General features: G+C 54.3%; 18 protein-coding genes and 1 pseudogene. 4 read left to right on the top strand and 15 right to left on the bottom strand.

The features are described from left to right. The first annotated feature begins 23 nt into the window (after window positions 1–23). Both WMO26_RS07600 and WMO26_RS07595 read left to right on the top strand, forming a co-directional pair. A complete protein-coding gene (locus WMO26_RS07600) occupies window positions 24–950 on the top strand; it encodes a hypothetical protein (RefSeq protein ID WP_055145297.1) in 927 nt (308 codons plus the stop codon). Then, window positions 943–2,310: an ATP-binding protein gene (locus WMO26_RS07595; RefSeq protein WP_055145294.1), complete on the top strand. Its 1,368-nt coding sequence runs from the start codon at window positions 943–945 to the stop codon at window positions 2,308–2,310. The genes WMO26_RS07600 and WMO26_RS07595 overlap by 8 nt, the downstream gene beginning before the upstream one ends. A 60-nt stretch (window positions 2,311–2,370) precedes the next feature. Here WMO26_RS07595 and WMO26_RS07590 read toward each other — a convergent pair whose 3' ends face one another. The 12 genes and pseudogenes from WMO26_RS07590 to rplM form a co-directional block, all read right to left on the bottom strand. Beyond that, window positions 2,371–2,742, bottom strand: a complete 372-nt coding sequence (locus WMO26_RS07590) for a TnpV protein (RefSeq protein ID WP_055145291.1) — start codon at window positions 2,740–2,742, stop codon at window positions 2,371–2,373. A 308-nt stretch (window positions 2,743–3,050) separates the two neighbouring features. Further along, window positions 3,051–4,097 (bottom strand): annotated as a pseudogene (locus tag WMO26_RS07585) (type IV secretory system conjugative DNA transfer family protein); the annotation flags it as partial. 2 nt (window positions 4,098–4,099) lie between these two features. Next, the gene (locus WMO26_RS07580; RefSeq protein ID WP_002576352.1) at window positions 4,100–4,600 is read right to left on the bottom strand and encodes a PcfB family protein; all 501 of its coding nucleotides are present in this window, start codon (window positions 4,598–4,600) and stop codon (window positions 4,100–4,102) included. 101 nt (window positions 4,601–4,701) lie between these two features. Continuing rightward, window positions 4,702–5,013 (bottom strand): DUF5720 family protein, encoded by a 312-nt coding sequence (locus tag WMO26_RS07575; protein WP_002576353.1) that lies wholly within the window; start codon window positions 5,011–5,013, stop codon window positions 4,702–4,704. Then, window positions 5,006–5,368 (bottom strand): DUF7768 domain-containing protein, encoded by a 363-nt coding sequence (locus WMO26_RS07570; protein ID WP_002578791.1) that lies wholly within the window; start codon window positions 5,366–5,368, stop codon window positions 5,006–5,008. Before WMO26_RS07570 ends, WMO26_RS07575 begins: the two co-directional genes overlap by 8 nt. A 48-nt stretch (window positions 5,369–5,416) precedes the next feature. Continuing rightward, window positions 5,417–6,310 carry a DUF6017 domain-containing protein gene (locus WMO26_RS07565; protein ID WP_002576355.1) on the bottom strand — a complete coding sequence of 298 codons (894 nt, stop codon included), beginning with the start codon at window positions 6,308–6,310 and terminating at the stop codon, window positions 5,417–5,419. 69 nt (window positions 6,311–6,379) lie between these two features. Then, entirely contained in the window at window positions 6,380–6,571 is a 192-nt protein-coding gene (locus WMO26_RS07560; RefSeq protein ID WP_002576356.1) for a hypothetical protein, read from the bottom strand. A gap of 27 nt (window positions 6,572–6,598) precedes the next feature. Continuing rightward, window positions 6,599–6,874: a DUF5720 family protein gene (locus WMO26_RS07555; protein ID WP_002576357.1), complete on the bottom strand. Its 276-nt coding sequence runs from the start codon at window positions 6,872–6,874 to the stop codon at window positions 6,599–6,601. 12 nt (window positions 6,875–6,886) lie between these two features. Then, window positions 6,887–7,813 carry a ParB/RepB/Spo0J family partition protein gene (locus WMO26_RS07550; RefSeq protein ID WP_002576358.1) on the bottom strand — a complete coding sequence of 309 codons (927 nt, stop codon included), beginning with the start codon at window positions 7,811–7,813 and terminating at the stop codon, window positions 6,887–6,889. After that, entirely contained in the window at window positions 7,770–8,591 is an 822-nt protein-coding gene (locus WMO26_RS07545; protein WP_002576359.1) for a ParA family protein, read from the bottom strand. Before WMO26_RS07545 ends, WMO26_RS07550 begins: the two co-directional genes overlap by 44 nt. Window positions 8,592–9,034: 443 nt before the next feature. Beyond that, the gene (gene rpsI, locus WMO26_RS07540; protein WP_349219379.1) at window positions 9,035–9,436 is read right to left on the bottom strand and encodes a 30S ribosomal protein S9; all 402 of its coding nucleotides are present in this window, start codon (window positions 9,434–9,436) and stop codon (window positions 9,035–9,037) included. Window positions 9,437–9,453: 17 nt separating this feature from the next. Beyond that, window positions 9,454–9,882 (bottom strand): 50S ribosomal protein L13, encoded by a 429-nt coding sequence (rplM, locus tag WMO26_RS07535; RefSeq protein WP_349219377.1) that lies wholly within the window; start codon window positions 9,880–9,882, stop codon window positions 9,454–9,456. 591 nt (window positions 9,883–10,473) lie between these two features. Here rplM and WMO26_RS07530 point away from each other — a divergent pair. Continuing rightward, the gene (locus WMO26_RS07530) at window positions 10,474–11,184 is read left to right on the top strand and encodes a tRNA 2-thiocytidine biosynthesis TtcA family protein (RefSeq protein ID WP_349219375.1); all 711 of its coding nucleotides are present in this window, start codon (window positions 10,474–10,476) and stop codon (window positions 11,182–11,184) included. Window positions 11,185–11,202: 18 nt separating this feature from the next. Next, window positions 11,203–12,492 (top strand): CapA family protein, encoded by a 1,290-nt coding sequence (locus WMO26_RS07525; RefSeq protein WP_349219373.1) that lies wholly within the window; start codon window positions 11,203–11,205, stop codon window positions 12,490–12,492. A 272-nt stretch (window positions 12,493–12,764) separates the two neighbouring features. Here the strand turns inward: WMO26_RS07525 and WMO26_RS07520 are convergent, their stop codons facing one another. From WMO26_RS07520 to WMO26_RS07510, 3 genes are all read right to left on the bottom strand, one after another. Further along, window positions 12,765–13,556 (bottom strand): dihydropteroate synthase, encoded by a 792-nt coding sequence (locus WMO26_RS07520; protein ID WP_349219371.1) that lies wholly within the window; start codon window positions 13,554–13,556, stop codon window positions 12,765–12,767. Continuing rightward, complete coding sequence (locus WMO26_RS07515) at window positions 13,553–15,295, bottom strand: bifunctional homocysteine S-methyltransferase/methylenetetrahydrofolate reductase (protein WP_349219369.1); 1,743 nt, start codon at window positions 15,293–15,295, stop codon at window positions 13,553–13,555. The genes WMO26_RS07520 and WMO26_RS07515 overlap by 4 nt, the downstream gene beginning before the upstream one ends. A 54-nt stretch (window positions 15,296–15,349) precedes the next feature. Then, on the bottom strand, window positions 15,350–15,543 hold a 194-nt coding region (locus WMO26_RS07510; protein ID WP_349219367.1), incomplete at its 5' end, for a hypothetical protein.

The following is a 15,543-nucleotide window of genomic DNA, read 5'->3' as shown; positions in this document are numbered from 1 at the left end:
GACCGAAAGGAAGGATTTGCGTTATGAATACATTTTTTGAGCAATCCCGTTCCCATTGGGTGCGGTATGAACGCTATGAAATCAAAACAGGCAAGGACGGGAAGAAATACATCACCCCGGCAAAGGATGCCAGGCCGGATGTCTATAACCCACTCAAGGAAGCCCCGGACATTGTGCTGGATGCTCTGAATGTGGGGATGCTGATGATGAACGGCAAGAAAAGCTCTGAGCCAGAGGTAGAAAAGGCAATCTTGGAATTTATTACCCACTATGGGCTGCTGGGCCTGATGACGGCCCTGCCCACCACGCCGTCCTTTATGGATTATGAGGCGGTATATCTGCCAAAGAACCATTTTATCAAGGAAGAAACGATGGAGACGGAGAAGTATCTGTCCCTGTTTTACCCCTTTGATAAGCTGGATGTGGTCAAGAACGGTGTGGAATCCAGTTGGAATGTGTCCAGCGACCGGGCAATGATTGCACTGACCATGACCTTTATGGACGAGCCGATGGCAAAGACCATGAGCTTCCAGCGGGCGTATGCAGAGCCTTACGATTGGGTGGCACAGCAACTCAAGGATTGGGCATTTAATATGCTGACCTCTTTCTTCTATTATAATGACTATGATTCCATGGAGGAAGAAAGCCGGAATATGCTGCGTAAGTCTATGGCTGCATTTGGCGGCATTGCACCCACCTATCATATAGAGCTGTTGGATAGGCCAACGATCTATTGGGATTTCCATTCCCTGCTGTTGGGGATTCAGATGATGTTCAGCTTCATGCTGGTGGACAGCACAAAGCCGTTGCGGATGTGCAAGCAGTGTCAGAAAGTGTTCCTGAGTAACCGGGCTAACTCCGCTTTTTGCAGTGCAAGGTGTAAAAATCAGTATAATGTTTATAAGAGCCGGGGAAAGAATAAATCAGAGGATGGTGATAATAATGCCTGAAAATCAGAACATAGAATGGAAAGCTAAGTGGAAGGATGACTATCTGGAATGGATTTGCGGCTTCGCCAATGCACAGGGCGGCAAGATTTATATTGGCTGTGACGATGATGGAAAAGTTATCGGCCTGCCCAATATCCGCAAGCTGCTGGAGGATGTTCCAAACAAAATCCGAAATGCCATGAGCATCGTGGTGGATGTCAATCAGCTGGAGCGTGACGGGAAAGAATATCTGGAAATCGTTGTTCCACCATATCCCGTTGCCATAAACTGCAAAGGTGTCTATTATTATAGAAGCGGCAGCACCATGCAGACCCTTTCTGGCCCAGAACTGGAGAGCTTCATTCTACGCAAACGTGGTGCTTCGTGGGATAATATGCCCTTGCCGGGATTTACGTTGGATGATATTGATGATGAGTTGGTCAAGAGATTCAAGACCCTTGCCGCCAAGAAGGGCCGGATCGACCAAAGCGTTTTAGACGAGGACAAAGCGGATTTAATGGAAAAGCTGCGTCTGACCAATGCCGGGTATTATACCAACGCAGCGATGCTGCTGTTCTGCAAAGACCCTGACCGCTGGCAGCTGGGCGCATACACAAAAATCGGCTTTTTCGAGAATGATGCCGATCTCCGTTATCAGGATGAAATTCACGGCTCCTTGTTGGAACAGATTGACAAGATCATTGAAGTCATCCATCTGAAATATATGAAAGCGAAAATCACTTACGAAGGGATGCAGCGCATTGAGCGTTATTTTGTTCCCGACGCTGCCCTGCGTGAAGCCCTTCTTAACGCTCTATGCCACAAGCAATATGAAAGCGGCGTTCCGATTCAGATCAGCGTGTATGAGGATAAGCTGTATATCGCTAACTGTGGTAGGCTTCCAGACAACTGGACGGCAGACAGCCTGATGTCCAAACACGCATCCCGCCCTTACAACACGGCGATTGCGAATGTGTATTATTTGGCCGGCTTCATCGAGAGCTGGGGACGTGGTATTGAGAAAATCTGTCAGGCTTGCAAGGAAGATGGAAGCCCGCTTCCTGCGTACACCGTGCATCCCGGCGATATTATGATTCAGTTTACAGCGTCAGAGGATCGGGTTATTCGATCTGCCACCTACAAGGTGACAGAAAAGGTAACAGAAAAGGTAACAGAAAAGGTAACAGAAACCTTGGATGAAAAATCCATGCAAATTCTGGCCCTGATTTCCGAAGATCCTGCATACACATCTACCACCATAGCAGATAAGCTATCTATCAGCAGAAAAACAGTTTCTCAGCGTCTGAAGGAGCTGAAGGAAAAAGGAATCATCGAGCGCATCGGGTCTGACCGAAAAGGCTACTGGAATATAAAGAGCTAAGTGATACAGAATTAGCCCCACACCAGCGTTCATTCATGCTGATGCGGGGCTAACATGTGTTTAGCAATATACAAGCTCCGTCAGAACAATTTCCTCTGCACGGTTATGAATGTTGTTCATGCGCCGTACCCATTCCATTTGATCGGTAGCTTTAAGTGCCTCGGTCACACCTTCCAGTCGTGCCATAGCTTCGCACATGATCTCCATACGCTGATTGCAGGATTTGTCTATCTCTGCAAGATGTTCATGCAGGGTGCAGCTTGTTAGGTAGTGTGCATAAAGGACGGGACGATGCTCTTTCAAGTAGCGGCGGCGCATACGGCCATACTTACCGATCTGATATTCCTCGGTCTCCGGCAGCGCAAGGTCGGGGATATAGTAATCGCCAACCTTCGTATATGTGCCGCCCATTTCTTCAAAAATAGACTTCATTTTCATGCTCCCTTCGTGCTAAAATGTCAGCAGTTATGCGGATTTTTTTCCTTTCCCACAACTGCCAGACCAATTCACCACAAATGAGCCGCCAGTCATGTAATAGTATTAGGCGGTAGAAACCACCCTCTACATATTACATCTTGATTGGAAATGGAATTGCTCTCACGCTGCTGGTCATCATCTTTGCCAAAGTCATCACGGCTCAATCGTTCGTACAGAGCTGTGATTTTCTCGTTTTTTCTCATAACTTGCGCTCCTTTCTTCGGTTTTAGGTTGTGTGTTCTAAGAGACTTCCCAACCGCTTGATTAAGAAGTCTTTTAGAGCATACAACACCCGCAGCCAGCTTGTACTTTTTGTACTGACGGACGGCGAAGTGGTTGGGCTTCTCTGCCTCCAGCGCGTCAAACATCAGGTCCACGGGGTTCTTGAACTCCTCGTCATCCTCCCGGACCTCCATCGCGTTGATGAACTCGATGAGGGTGGAGAAATTCTGTTCCTCCACCGGGGCCTCGTAGTGGATATACCCAATGAGGGCGCAGTACAAAAGCGTCTCGGCCTTAACCCAAAAATCGTCCCCGGCCTTGCCCTCGCCCTTGGTGTTGGCGATCAGCGTCGTGACCAGTTTCAAGATGTCCTTTTCGGAGTGGATGTAGGCAAAGGGATTATAGTGCATGGACTTCTTGAAGTTGATGGTATTGAGGACTTTGATCCGATAAGGCTCATAGATGTCCTTGCCGTGCTTATCCTTCATGGGCTTGCCGTCCTTGCCCAGCTTGGGTGTGCCGCGCTGAAGCATTTTGCCGCACTCCACCAGGATGGTGCCTTTTGGGTCTGTCACCACATAGGAGCTGTGCATCTGCATCAGGTTCGGTTTCAGCCAGAAGCGGGTCTTGCCGGAACCGGAGCCACCGATCACCAGCACATTTTTGTTTCTGGCGGTCTTGGGGTCCTTGGGGCGGCTGTTCATGGTCAGGCTCTCGGTTTTAGTCAGAATCACATTGTTCTGGAACACCGGGTCGATGTAGGGTGCGATGTCCTCATGGGTGCCCCAGCGGGCGCTGCCATACTCCATACCGTGCCGGTACTTCTTGGCGTTCTTGCTTTTGAGATACACGGCCAATCGCAGGCCAGCGCCGCAGCACAGCCCCACCAGCAGGTCCAAAGGGTGCAGGCTGGGCCACCAGCTGGCCAGCGCCACCGGCAGCGTGGAGAAGAACGAAAGCATTTTTGCCGAAGCGTCCGCACCCACGGCCATCCGCCATCCTTCACCGAAGTTGGTTGCGAACAGCCCCATCAGGATATAGGGCATATTCAGCAAAAGGAGCTTTTTGATGTCAAGTTGCTTTTTCATCTTCATCGTTCCAGCTCCTTCCGCTTGTTCCGGTCCACAACGGCGTGTTTCACCAGCTCTTTGAACTGGCTCAGCTTTGCCAGCACGGACGGACGCTCTGTTTTCTGCGCCTTTCTGACCTTCTTGCCGGTGTACTCGGTAAAGGCAGCGGTCAGGGCATCCGCATCGCGGCCTTTGAAAAAGATCAGGTACTTGGGCGGGGAGCTGCTGCGGTCCTTCTTCACCGCATAGTCAACGCCGTATTTCCGGGCGATCTTTTCAAACTCCTTGATGGAGGGGTCGGTGATCTCGATGTTGGAAACGCCCTGATTCTGGCCGATCAGCTGCTTCACCGTCTGTTTGCCGTGGGGAATCACGGGGGTATCCCGGCTTTTCTGCTTTTGCAGCTTCTTTTCCTTGCGGTGGGCAAGGTACTTGGTGATGGCGGCCTTAAACAGCCGCCCGGTAAACTTTGTTCCGCTGACTACCAGCGTCAAAGTCCTGTTTTCCACTTCCTCCTGCATAGGTCATCGCCTCCTTTCCACGGATTTTGCAGGGGTGGCGCTTGATACTAAGGCGGGACCACCAGCCGCCGCAGCAGGTATTTCATCATGGCAGGCTCCTTTCAACGCAGCTGATCGGAGCGGTCATAGTACAGATGTCCCTGGCGCACCTTGGCATGGCTGAGAATCTTGATGTGGCCCTTTTCCTGGTTCTCCAGGCTTTTCTGGTATCCGGCCTCCGTCAGAAACAGGCGGGTCCGTTCGCCTTTCCAGCCCACCGGCGAATCGTGGGTCAGCACATCGAAGATAATCATGTGCCGGGTGTCCTCGGCAAACCGCTCCAAATCCATGTACTCATGGCCGTGGTAGTTCTGCGCCCCGGCCTTGAGCCGCATTTCCTCCATCAGCTGGCCCACGGTCTTACGCTCAGGCATGGCGCGCACCTCCTTTCCCGCGTCCCTGGCCTTTCACAGTCAGGATACCGTCCAGGGTGGTAGCGGTGATCCGCAGGCGCTCAGCGGTGGCGATGTCATTCTTCACGGTCTCGTCGATGCCGTGGCCGCAGACCACCAGCACATGGGACCGGCGCAGATAGTCTCGCACCATATCCAGCCCGTCCTTGTGTTCCTGGGGAATCTCGTCCTTGAGGAAGGTGGACAAGAACAGAACCGGGCAGATGGGCGAATACCCGGCGTCGTACACCTGGCGGCAGTAGGTGGCAGCGTTCTCGGCGTTCTCATACTGGTTGTTGCTCCAGGGAGCCGTAATGTAGGCAAGAGGTCGTTTCATGGCAAAATCCTTTCTCCCGGTATTGCCGGGCAACAGAAAAGCGGCTGTTTACCAGCCGCCTGTGTTCATATCGTGATTGACTTGTACGGTGTAGTGATTGCTGATCGTGGTGGGCGCGTTGAACAGCACTGCAAGCAAATACTGTTTCATATTGCGGACCTCCGTGGTGTTTTTCTGCATACCGTCCATGACAAATCGGATATGCTCGCTATCCAGCTTCAAGAACCGGGAGCGCACGACTTCATGGGGAAAGTCGCTGCCAGCGATCCGAGTGGTTTTACGTTTGGCACAAACGGTCTCCACCATCAGCTCCACAATCTCGTCCAGGTCCTCACGGTAGGTCGAAAACTCTCTGCACAGATAGTCATACTCGATGTTCTCCAGAATCAATTCCCGATAATTTTCTATCTCTGAGACAGACATCGCATCCCTTCCTTTCCGTTCCGGCAGCTGTGCTGCCGCTGTTTCCCGGAAGGGAATGGAATCGGTACTTGCTCCATGAGTATTTTGTTTTTGAGTATTTGGTTTCTCTATATTTAATTCTGCGGGCTTTTCCGTATCCGGTTTATCCAGATACGGGTTTTCCGTATCTGGTGAAGCCGTATCTGGTACAGCCGTATCCGGCCTTGGCGTTTCTGGCTGCCTGGGCTGGGGTTTCTCATAAATCACATACTCGGTGTCGCTGATCCGGCCTTGTTGGTCCCGCAGCTGGTTCCGCACGATGTAACCGGCGGTTTCCAACTCCCGCAGCGCACTGCCGATGGCATCAACGCCCTCCTTGCAGATTTTCGCAAGTCCACGGGTAGTATAGTTCCAGTCATCAGGCAGGGATAACATCATGGAAAGAAGCCCCTTTGCCTTGAGGGATAGTTCGTGGTTCCGCAGGTGATGATTGCTCATCACGGTATAATCTTTGGTCCGTTCAATGCGAAAAACGGCCATTGACTTCACTCCTTTCTAATTTTAGGGCATGAAAAAAGCCACAATCCTTCGTGAAAAAGACTGTGGCTTTCAGCTGTTTTTGTTGTTCTGCCAGGGCCGGTAAGGACGCTTGTACTTCGGCGGATGACTGAACATCGGCTCATGCTCCGAAAACGGGAGGGTCTGCAAAACCCGGTCAATGTCGGTGGATTCCATATCATACTGGGACTGGCAACTTTCCCGGATGGCATCTTTGATGCTCTGGACAGTACACATATTCATTCCTTTCCTTTCGTAGTGATAATGAGTTTACGGGTGGCGGCGGCGCTTGTCCGGTTTGAAGTCGAGCACATGGCCCTCGATCACACGGGCATACCGCTTGATTTTGATTTCCCGACGCTTCTGGCTTACGAGGGCGGCCTGATACCCGTCCTCCGTAAGAAACAGCCGCATATCATCGCCGGGGCAGCCGTAGGAACAAGGGCGCTGAACGGAAAACTCGATCATCCAGCGGGTGCTGTCCTGAAAACGCTCTACGGCCAAGATATTGTGTCCTTTCAGCTCACGGGCTGAAATATCCCTCATAGGCGGCTCCTTTCATCGTTCCTGGTCTCTCTGGCGCTTCTTCTGCCACGCCTCCAGCAGTTTGATAATGGTTTCCTGCATCCGCTGGGGCGTATAGCTTTTGGGGAAATACTTCCGCAGGGTGTCGGAGGTGAAAGTCACTTTGTCGAGATCACTTTTCTTTTCCTCACCCATGATGACGCGCATCATATCGAGGGTCAGATGTCCCTCCTGGCTGTATTTCTTGAGTCGCTGAGCCTGGGAGAGAGAGGGGGTAGCCTGTTCGCTGTCCATCGCGTCCAGCAAATCCCGCTGTTCTTCTTTTTTGAGAAAGGACAGCTCATAAGCCGGATTGAGGGCGATTTTCTTTTCATCGACCATATCCAGCAGTTCGGGAATCAGCTCCGTCAGGCGGATATAGCGCTGCACCTGGTTCCTACTCGAACCAGCCTGCTGCGCCAACAATTCATCTGCACGCAACTTCGTCCCAAGTTGGGACGAAGTTAAGTCCCCCCGTGCGCCTTGGTGTTTCATAGCCTCCAGCTTCATCTTGTAAGCAAAGGCCCTTTCGCTGGGGAGCAGGCTTTCACGTTGTAAGTTGCTGTCCACCATGATGATAGTGGCAGCATCATCGTCCAGGTCTCGGACAATGACAGGCATGGTTTCTTTCTCGGCCAGCTCACTGGCCCGGTGCCGCCTGTGACCGGCAACCAGCTCATAGCCGCCCTCCGGGTCCGGGCGGGCGATCGCCGGAACCAGAACACCATACTGCCGAACGCTGTCGGCGGTCTCCATCATGGCCTCGTCATCCTTGACTTTGAAGGGATGCCCCTTAAATGGGTGCAGCTCAGACAGCGGAATTTCCTGTATCTTCTCCAGCTTGGCATCCTGGCGGCTTTCCTCGGTGGAAAACAAATCATCGTATGGAGCCAGCTCTACTTTTTTCGCGCTGCTTTTCAAGTTTTATCACCTCCTTGGTCAGATTCTTATAGCCCTCGGCCACCTTGCCATTAGGGTCATGGGCAAAAATGCTTTTGCCCTCGGCGCTGATCTCCTTTGCCCGGACAGAATGGGGAATCTCGGTGCCGAACACCTTGATTTTGCTGCCATAGGTCTCCCGCAGCAGGGCGGCAATCTCCTTGGCGAAGTTGGTGCGGTTGTCCACCATCGTCAGCAATATGCCGTCGATCTGGAGCTTGGGGTTGATCTGCCGCTTCACCTTGTTTACGGTCTGGAGCAGCTGTTCCAGGCCCTTGGCGGGCAGGTACTCCGCCTGAACGGGGATTATGACCCTGTTGGCGGCGGCCAGGGCGTTGACCGTGAGCATACCCAGGGATGGCTGGCAGTCAATCAGGATATGGGAATACTGTCCCTTGAGCGTGTCCAGATACTGCCGCAGGATGGTCTCTCGGCTCATGGCGTTCACCAGGGAGACCTCCATGCCGGAGAGCTGGATGTCTGCGGGCATCAGGTCAACGCCCTCCGGGTGGTGCAGGATACCCTCGCCGGGGCGCAGCGGCTCGTCCATCAGGATACGGCCCATCGCGTCGGACAGGGTAAAGGGCAGCTTGTCCGGCTGGGGGTGGCCCAGGCTGATGGTCAGGCTGCCTTGCGGGTCCCCGTCGATCAGCAGCACTTTCTTTCCGGCCTGCGCCAGCCCAATCCCCAGGTTCGCGCAGGTGGTTGTCTTGCCAACGCCGCCTTTCTGGTTGGCGATGGCGATGATTTGCGTGTTCAATGACTTCACCTCATTTCTGAATTGTTCTATGGCTTCTGGAAATAGAAAAAGCCGCCACTTCAAAAATTGAAAGTGACGGCCTTTTCTTATCCCGGAATGAAATTCCCCGGAAACGCAAAAAGCGCCCAGTAGAAAATACTGAGCGCTTGGCGATTAGATTTATTCTCTTTTGTTCAAATTAGGTCAAATTCAGACAAACCGTTTTCACGAAAAAGGTCTCTTGGAGATGTATAAATAAACATCCCCTTGGCATCCCAAAATCGCGTCTCGGTTGTCCTATTTTTTAACCCATAAGCCCTCTTTTTGGGGTGGTTGTCCACCATTTAACCCATAGAAAACGGGTTAAAAGAGGCTTCGTTCTGTCAAATTGCGTCAAACCATTTGAAAAGGAAAAACCCCGGAAACCGCGTAGTTCCGGGGTTTTTGACCACTTTTGATAAAGTTTAGCGCTTGCTGAACTGCGGAGCGCGACGGGCAGCCTTGAGGCCGTATTTTTTGCGCTCCTTCATACGAGGATCGCGGGTCAAAAGGCCTGCCTTCTTGAGAATCGGGCGCAGCTCCTCGGAGTTCACCTGCAGCAGGGCGCGGGCCAAACCATGACGGATGGCGCCGGCCTGACCGGTTACGCCGCCGCCGGCTACGCGGCAGACGATGTCGAACTTATCGGTGTTTCCAGTCAGCGCGAGAGGCTGGCGGACAATCAGCTTTAAGGTTTCCAGGCCAAAATAATCGTCGATATCACGGTCGTTGATGGTGATGTTACCAGAACCGGGATAGACTCTTACACGGGCAACCGAGCTCTTTCTTCTGCCAGTGCCGTAAAAATAGGTCTTCGTATCGTACATTCCGATTGCCTCCTTCCTCAAAATTCTAACGTTTCGGGCTTCTGCGCGGCGTGCTTATGCTCTGCGCCGCTGTAAGCACGCAGACGAGCGCAGGCAGCGCGGCCGATGGTGGTGTCCGGAATCATGCCCTTAACGGCAAGCTCCATGGCAAACTCAGGACGGGTCGCCATTAGAGTGGCGTACTTGATCTCCCGCAGGCCGCCGATCCAGCCGGAATGACGGCGATAATACTTCTGATTGAGCTTATCACCGGTGAGGACTGCTTTGGCACAGTTAATCACGATAACATGATCGCCGCAATCCACATGGGGAGCAAAGGTGGGCTTGTGCTTTCCGCGCAGAAGAACGGCGGCCTTGGCAGCGGTACGGCCAAGGGGCTTGCCGGCGGCGTCAAGCACATACCATTTACGGGTAATCTCCCCCGCTTTTGGCATATAGGTCGACATAAGGGTACCTCCTACTTTAAAATGTTCTCGCTTCGCAATGAAAGGCTTTTCATTCTCGTCGTATGGACCAAGCTGCTTTGCCCAGGTAGGGCAGGCAGGCGAATGTTCTCAAAAACCGGCCGGTTCTCAGCCGGACGCAAACATGATACTATCATAGGAATCTCCCGGTGTCAAGAGAAATTTTCGATAGCATCAATTTACATCCGCACAATCTCTCAAAATCTCGTTTTTTCTCTTTGTATCGCTTTCAATCTCATTTGTCATTTTTATAAATTTTTCTTCCGTATGGGGTTCGTTTCGTTCTTTCGTTAACCAAAAAGAAAAGCGCTGCTACACGGTCTCCGTCTGTATCCATTTCCACGCGGCCGGCTGCGCTTATGGCTGTTTTTGCTCCGCAGTTTGTTTGGCTACACCGATGGGAAGGCGGAGGGAAGAGAAACAACGTTTTTTGGCGGGGCTGTCATATGAACTCTCTCCCGCAGCTCGCCGGCCGGTACAAACGTATCCAAACGGCATCCTTTTGGCCCGTTCGTTGCATCGTACGTTCCTTTCTGGTATAATGGGACAAACATGGAAATGGGGGTGGGGCCTATGCAGCGCATCGACGGGCTTATGCGCAGCGCCATCGACCAGTACCGGATGATTGCCGACGGCGACCGGGTGGCAGTAGGCGTATCCGGCGGGAAGGACTCGGTGGTTTTACTGACGTCTCTGGCGCGGCTGCGCGCCTATCTCCCCCAGCGGTTTGAGCTGGTAGCGCTGACCATGGACCCTTGCTTCGGCGGAGAGTGCACCGACTATACCCCTATTGCCCGGCTGTGCGGGGAGCTGGGAGTGGAATATGTCCTCAAGCGCACAAAGCTTGGACCGATCGTGTTCGAGGAACGAAAGGAGCCAAATCCCTGCTCTTTGTGCGCCAAGCTGCGCCGGGGGATTTTGCACAACATGGCCAAAGAAGCCGGGTGCAACCGGCTGGCCTTGGGGCACCATTTCGACGACGCGGCGGAAACCTTTATGATGAACCTGCTGTGCGGCGGAAAAATCGGTTGTTTTTCCCCGGTGACCTGGCTCGACCGCAAGGAGCTTTTCCTGATCCGGCCCATGATCTTTGTGGAAGAGCGGATGATACGGTCTGCCGCCAAGCGGGAGGCGCTTCCTATCGTCAAAAGCAAGTGCCCCGTGGATGGGGACACCAAGCGCCAAGAGATCAAAGATTTGCTCTGGCATCTGGAAAAGGATTATGACCGGCTGCGCATTAAAATTGTGGGCGCGATGCAGCGCGCGGGAATCGACGGCTGGTAAGGAAAAAGGAGAATGATAATGAAGATACGTACGAAGGTTTCCTGTCTTTTGCTGGCGCTGATGGTAGCGCTCACCTTTGCAAGCTGCACGGACGGCGGCGCCTCCTCCCAGAGCGGGGCTTCTTCCCAGGTACAGAGCCTCCCATCCGGGCAAAGCACCCTGCCGGTTTCCTCCGAACCGGAGGAGGCGCTTTCCCCCTATCCCCTGCACCCAACCAAAAAGGAGGACGAGGTGTCCATTCAGTTCTGCGGGGACATTTTGCTTCACTACCAGCCGGTCCAGTCGGCCCTGCTGGCGGACGGCAGCTATGACTTTTCGCCGTATTTTTCGGAGGTGTCCAAGCTGTTGACGGCGGACTTGAAAATCGTCAACCTGGAAGGCGCGGTGGACGATTCCAGGGAGCCTTCCAGTTACCCGTGCTTCAATTATCCTTCCGAGATCATCCGCGATGCCATGGGCGCGGGCTTTAACTTCTTTCTAACCGCGAACAACCATTCTTTTGACATGCGCTGGAGCGGCCTTCTGGCCACTCGCGCCGCCCTTCAGGCGGCTGGAGCGGAGTTTGACGGGACCTATGAAACCCAGGAGCAGTGCGACACGCCCTGTGTCCTCAACTACGGCGGCATTGAGATCGGCATCGTTACCTATTCGTACGGGGACAACGGCATGATCGTCACCATTCCCGAGGAACACCGGCCGTACGCCATGCGGGAATTCAACCACGACAGCACCGAGGATCTGGACCGGCTGCTGGGCGACGTGCGCAAATGCCGGGAAGCGGGGGCAGATTTCGTAATTCTCTCCCTTCACTGGGGCGCGGAGTATCAGGACGCGCCCAACGCCACCCAAAAGGCGCTGGCCAAGGCCCTGATTAACACCCCCGACGGACCGGACATTGTACTCGGCAACCACGCCCACGCCGCCCAGCCTACCGAGCTGCACCAGGTGGAAACATTAAACGGCACCGCCAACCGGCTGATCGTCTACTCGCTGGGGAATTTTATCGCCGACCAGTCCTCCGTGCAAGTGGACAAAACCCGCACCAGTCAAATGGTTTCGGTAACCATCCGCAAAACAGAGGACGGGGTCAAGATCGCAGACGCTGCCTACACCCCTTTGATGACCTACATCCGGGAGGATACCAAAACCTCCGACCGGTATCGCGTCATTCCGGTGGGTAAGTACGCACTGGCCCCGACGAAACCAGATATTTTTATCAACAACGCCGACTGGGAGTTCTGCAAACGCGCCTGGACGCGGCTACAGAGCGTCATTGGTGATTCGGTCCCCTGCCTGACCGGGGAATAATCGCATTTGTTTTGACAAAGGCCCCTGGAATCCAGTTGGATTCCAGGGGCCTTGTTGATTATTTTGTTCCGGATAATAAAAGCGCGGGGACTACCGACAGCGTAAGCTTCCGGTCTTTGGTGCAAGGAAAACCCCGGCGCCGTTGAGAGCGGCTCGATTGCTTTTGCCTTGGACCGGATTGCTCCTCGCCTGAAAAACTGGATAGAGTTTCGGTTTCCTACCATATTGCAGGGCCGTTTTTTCTAAGGCCATAAGCCCGCCCGGCGATCTCCTTATTTCTCCTGCTCGCGTAGGTAGGCGATGTACTCCATGCAATACTCGTCGTTGCCTGCGACCACGTCGGCCGCAAGCAAAGCCAGCCGGGTCTTGGGGGAAGTAACGTCCAGGATGGCGCTGTCAAGCCCTAAAAACACGCCGGCGGACAGAGCGGCAATATTGATATTCACCCGGCCGGGCAGGCCAAAGGAAACGTTGGAAAGGCCGCACACGCTTTTGACCGCCGGGAACCGCTTTTTGAGCGCCCCGATGACCTGCAGGGCCAGAGCCGGGCTTTCGCTGTCGAAAGCTGCGGCCTCCATCATAATATCCACGTAAATCTGCTCGTCCTGGATGCCGAAGGAACGAAGCTTTTCCACCAAAAGGCTGATGTTGTGCATTCTCCCGTCCAGGCTGGCCCGATCCCCGTCGCCGCCCACGGGCATCCCCACCACCCCGGCGCCCGATTCGGCGATGAGGGGGGCGATTTCCTCTATGCGGTCGGTAATGGTGACAGAGTTGACGATGAGCTTGCGCCCCTTACAGGCAGCCATCGCTTCTTTCATCACAGCGGTGGAAGGGGAGTCAATCATGATCCCGCAGTCGCTGTGTTCCATAGCCAGGCCGATGACCCAGAGCATGGTTTCCAATTCCTTGTCCGCGCACAGGGCAGTGTTGATGTCCAAATAGTCGGCGCCGGCCTCCTCCTGTTTTTCAATCAACGCAACCACCCCATCTCGGTCGCGCTCTGCGAACATGTTCTGGGTGGAAGGGATGGAACTGTTGAGTTTTTCTCCAATGCGAATCATAGGGTTTCTTTCCTCCCTGTTTCAAAATTTCGGATTTCCCGGGCCAGACGCGCAGTCAGGTCGATCCGCTTTAACGGGGTCATGAGATAGAAGCCGTCGCAGCAGTCGAATACATGGCGGATAACCTCCATGCTAAAGCGGACGGACAAATCCGCCGCCTCTTCCCTGCTCTTTCCTTGCAAGGCGGTAAGCAGATCCCCTGGTACACAAATGCCGGACACTTCATTGTTGAGAAACAGCGCGTTCTTATACCCCGCCACCGGCATAATCCCGGCCAGCAGCTTACAGGAAAGGGCGTTCCTGGCCTTCCTTAGGTTTTCCTCCGCCTGCCGGGTGAAAATCGGCTGGGTCAGCAGGAACTGGGCGCCGCATTCCACTTTTTTCTCCGCTCGTTTAAGCTCCGCGTCAAACCGCTCGGCATTGACGTTGAGAGCGCCTCCCACCGCATAGGGAGAAGCGGCCAGCACGTCCGACGACAGGCTTTTGATATAGGAGATCAAGCGATAGGAATTGAAGGTGAACACGCCCTTGCTCACACCGTTTTCCAGCGGGATGATGGGATCGCCGGTAATGGCGAGAACATTGCGGATTCCTTCCATAGCACCGCCCAGCAGGGTCCCTTTGACGGCGATGTGATTGCGGTCCCGGCAGGAAAGATGCGGAAGCACGTCGATACCAGTCTCCCGCTTGATGCGGGCGGCCACCAGGAAGCTGTCCGCCCGGGTGCGGGCAAGCGGGGAGTCGGCCACGGTAATCACGTCGGCTCCGGCTTCCTTCGCGGTTTTTGAGAAGGACAGCACCCGCTCGATGTCCAGATCCTCCGGAGGATCAATCTCCACCGCCACTGCCTTGCGCCCTGTCTCCATCCCGTTCAGAAAAGGGCTTGGCCCCTGCCGCCGTGCTTGCTGCAATGACGGTGTGGGCGGTGCCGCCTCTTGGGAGGGCTTTCCTTCCACCGCATGCACCGCCATGGCGATGTGGGCGGGAGTGGTGCCGCAGCAGCCGCCCAGAATCGGTACGCCGAGGCTTGCGATGTCGCAAAGCTTGGCGGCGAAGTAGGCGGGGTTGTCCTCATACACGGTACGCCCGCCCACGTTGGCGGGGTAGCCGGAGTTTGGCATGGCCAGCAGGCGAAGGCCGGTCCGGTCCATCTGGGACAGAAGGCGGTAGACGTGGGATGGGCCGCACACGCAGTTCAAGCCCACTGCTTCGATTCCTTCCACCTGGGCCGCCCGGCGCAAAAGGTCCCTGTAATCAAAGCCCTTCTGGGTATACCCGTCGGAAAAGGCGGCGAAGGAAACAAAGATCCGCGCACCTGGGACCTCCTGCCGGATGAGCGCCACGGCAGGCAGAAGATCGTCCAGCTGGGCAAGGGTTTCAAAGAGGAAGTTTTGTGCCCCACAGGCGCAAAACTCCCGCGCCACTTCCAAGTATTCCTCTTCCGCCGTCTCCTCCGCCTGGATGGAGCCAATGTCGGCAAACACAGCCTTCTCCTCTCCGGCTGCCTCTTTGGCCAGACGGTAACCCGCGCGCAGCACCTGCCGCCAGTTCTCCGAAAAGGAGGGACGCACGGCGAAGGTATTGGTTTTAATCCCGTCCGCTCCTGCCTGCAAATACTCCCGGTGAATGCGCAAAACCGTCTCGGGCTCGAAGAGGTTTGCCTCTTCGCACCGTTCACATTGACCGCCCGCCTGGCGGTAATAGGTACCGAAGGCCCCGTCCAGAAAAAACCGTTCCACCGCATGCACTCCTTTCGCAGAAATTGAAAAGAGTATAGCATATTTCCGAAAGGATTACAAATAGAGCGTTTTCTGTAGATAGGAGGCGCGCCACACCTGCATGGTTTGGCGAAGGGATCTCTTGCCGCCCGGTTTCAACGATCGGCCTTGTTCGAAGTTGATTTCTTTTCCTCTATCCGATGGCTTGCAGCGGCAGGGCACGAAACATATTGATAAAACAAGAAACCCGGTGCGGCAAATTGCCGCAC

Origin of the sequence: Solibaculum intestinale (assembly GCF_040096205.1) — a bacterium.
Classification (GTDB): domain Bacteria; phylum Bacillota; class Clostridia; order Oscillospirales; family Acutalibacteraceae; genus Solibaculum_A; species Solibaculum_A intestinale.
The sequence above is the reverse complement of the archived record's forward strand: the minus strand, read 5'-3'. Positions and strand labels throughout refer to the sequence as shown.

Excerpts from the sequence above, each read along its gene's own strand:
- rpsI (WP_349219379.1), bottom strand. The coding sequence starts at position 9,436 with ATGTACGATACGAAGACCTATTTTTACGGCACTGGCAGAAGAAAGAGC.
- WMO26_RS07525 (WP_349219373.1), top strand. The coding sequence starts at position 11,203 with ATGAAGATACGTACGAAGGTTTCCTGTCTTTTGCTGGCGCTGATGGTA.
- WMO26_RS07520 (WP_349219371.1), bottom strand. The coding sequence starts at position 13,556 with ATGATTCGCATTGGAGAAAAACTCAACAGTTCCATCCCTTCCACCCAG.
- WMO26_RS07580 (WP_002576352.1), bottom strand. The coding sequence starts at position 4,600 with ATGCAGGAGGAAGTGGAAAACAGGACTTTGACGCTGGTAGTCAGCGGA.
- WMO26_RS07560 (WP_002576356.1), bottom strand. The coding sequence starts at position 6,571 with ATGAATATGTGTACTGTCCAGAGCATCAAAGATGCCATCCGGGAAAGT.
- WMO26_RS07575 (WP_002576353.1), bottom strand. The coding sequence starts at position 5,013 with ATGCCTGAGCGTAAGACCGTGGGCCAGCTGATGGAGGAAATGCGGCTC.
- WMO26_RS07590 (WP_055145291.1), bottom strand. The coding sequence starts at position 2,742 with ATGAAGTCTATTTTTGAAGAAATGGGCGGCACATATACGAAGGTTGGC.
- WMO26_RS07555 (WP_002576357.1), bottom strand. The coding sequence starts at position 6,874 with ATGAGGGATATTTCAGCCCGTGAGCTGAAAGGACACAATATCTTGGCC.
- rplM (WP_349219377.1), bottom strand. The coding sequence starts at position 9,882 with ATGTCGACCTATATGCCAAAAGCGGGGGAGATTACCCGTAAATGGTAT.
- WMO26_RS07530 (WP_349219375.1), top strand. The coding sequence starts at position 10,474 with ATGCAGCGCATCGACGGGCTTATGCGCAGCGCCATCGACCAGTACCGG.
- WMO26_RS07565 (WP_002576355.1), bottom strand. The coding sequence starts at position 6,310 with ATGGCCGTTTTTCGCATTGAACGGACCAAAGATTATACCGTGATGAGC.
- WMO26_RS07570 (WP_002578791.1), bottom strand. The coding sequence starts at position 5,368 with ATGAAACGACCTCTTGCCTACATTACGGCTCCCTGGAGCAACAACCAG.
- WMO26_RS07595 (WP_055145294.1), top strand. The coding sequence starts at position 943 with ATGCCTGAAAATCAGAACATAGAATGGAAAGCTAAGTGGAAGGATGAC.
- WMO26_RS07600 (WP_055145297.1), top strand. The coding sequence starts at position 24 with ATGAATACATTTTTTGAGCAATCCCGTTCCCATTGGGTGCGGTATGAA.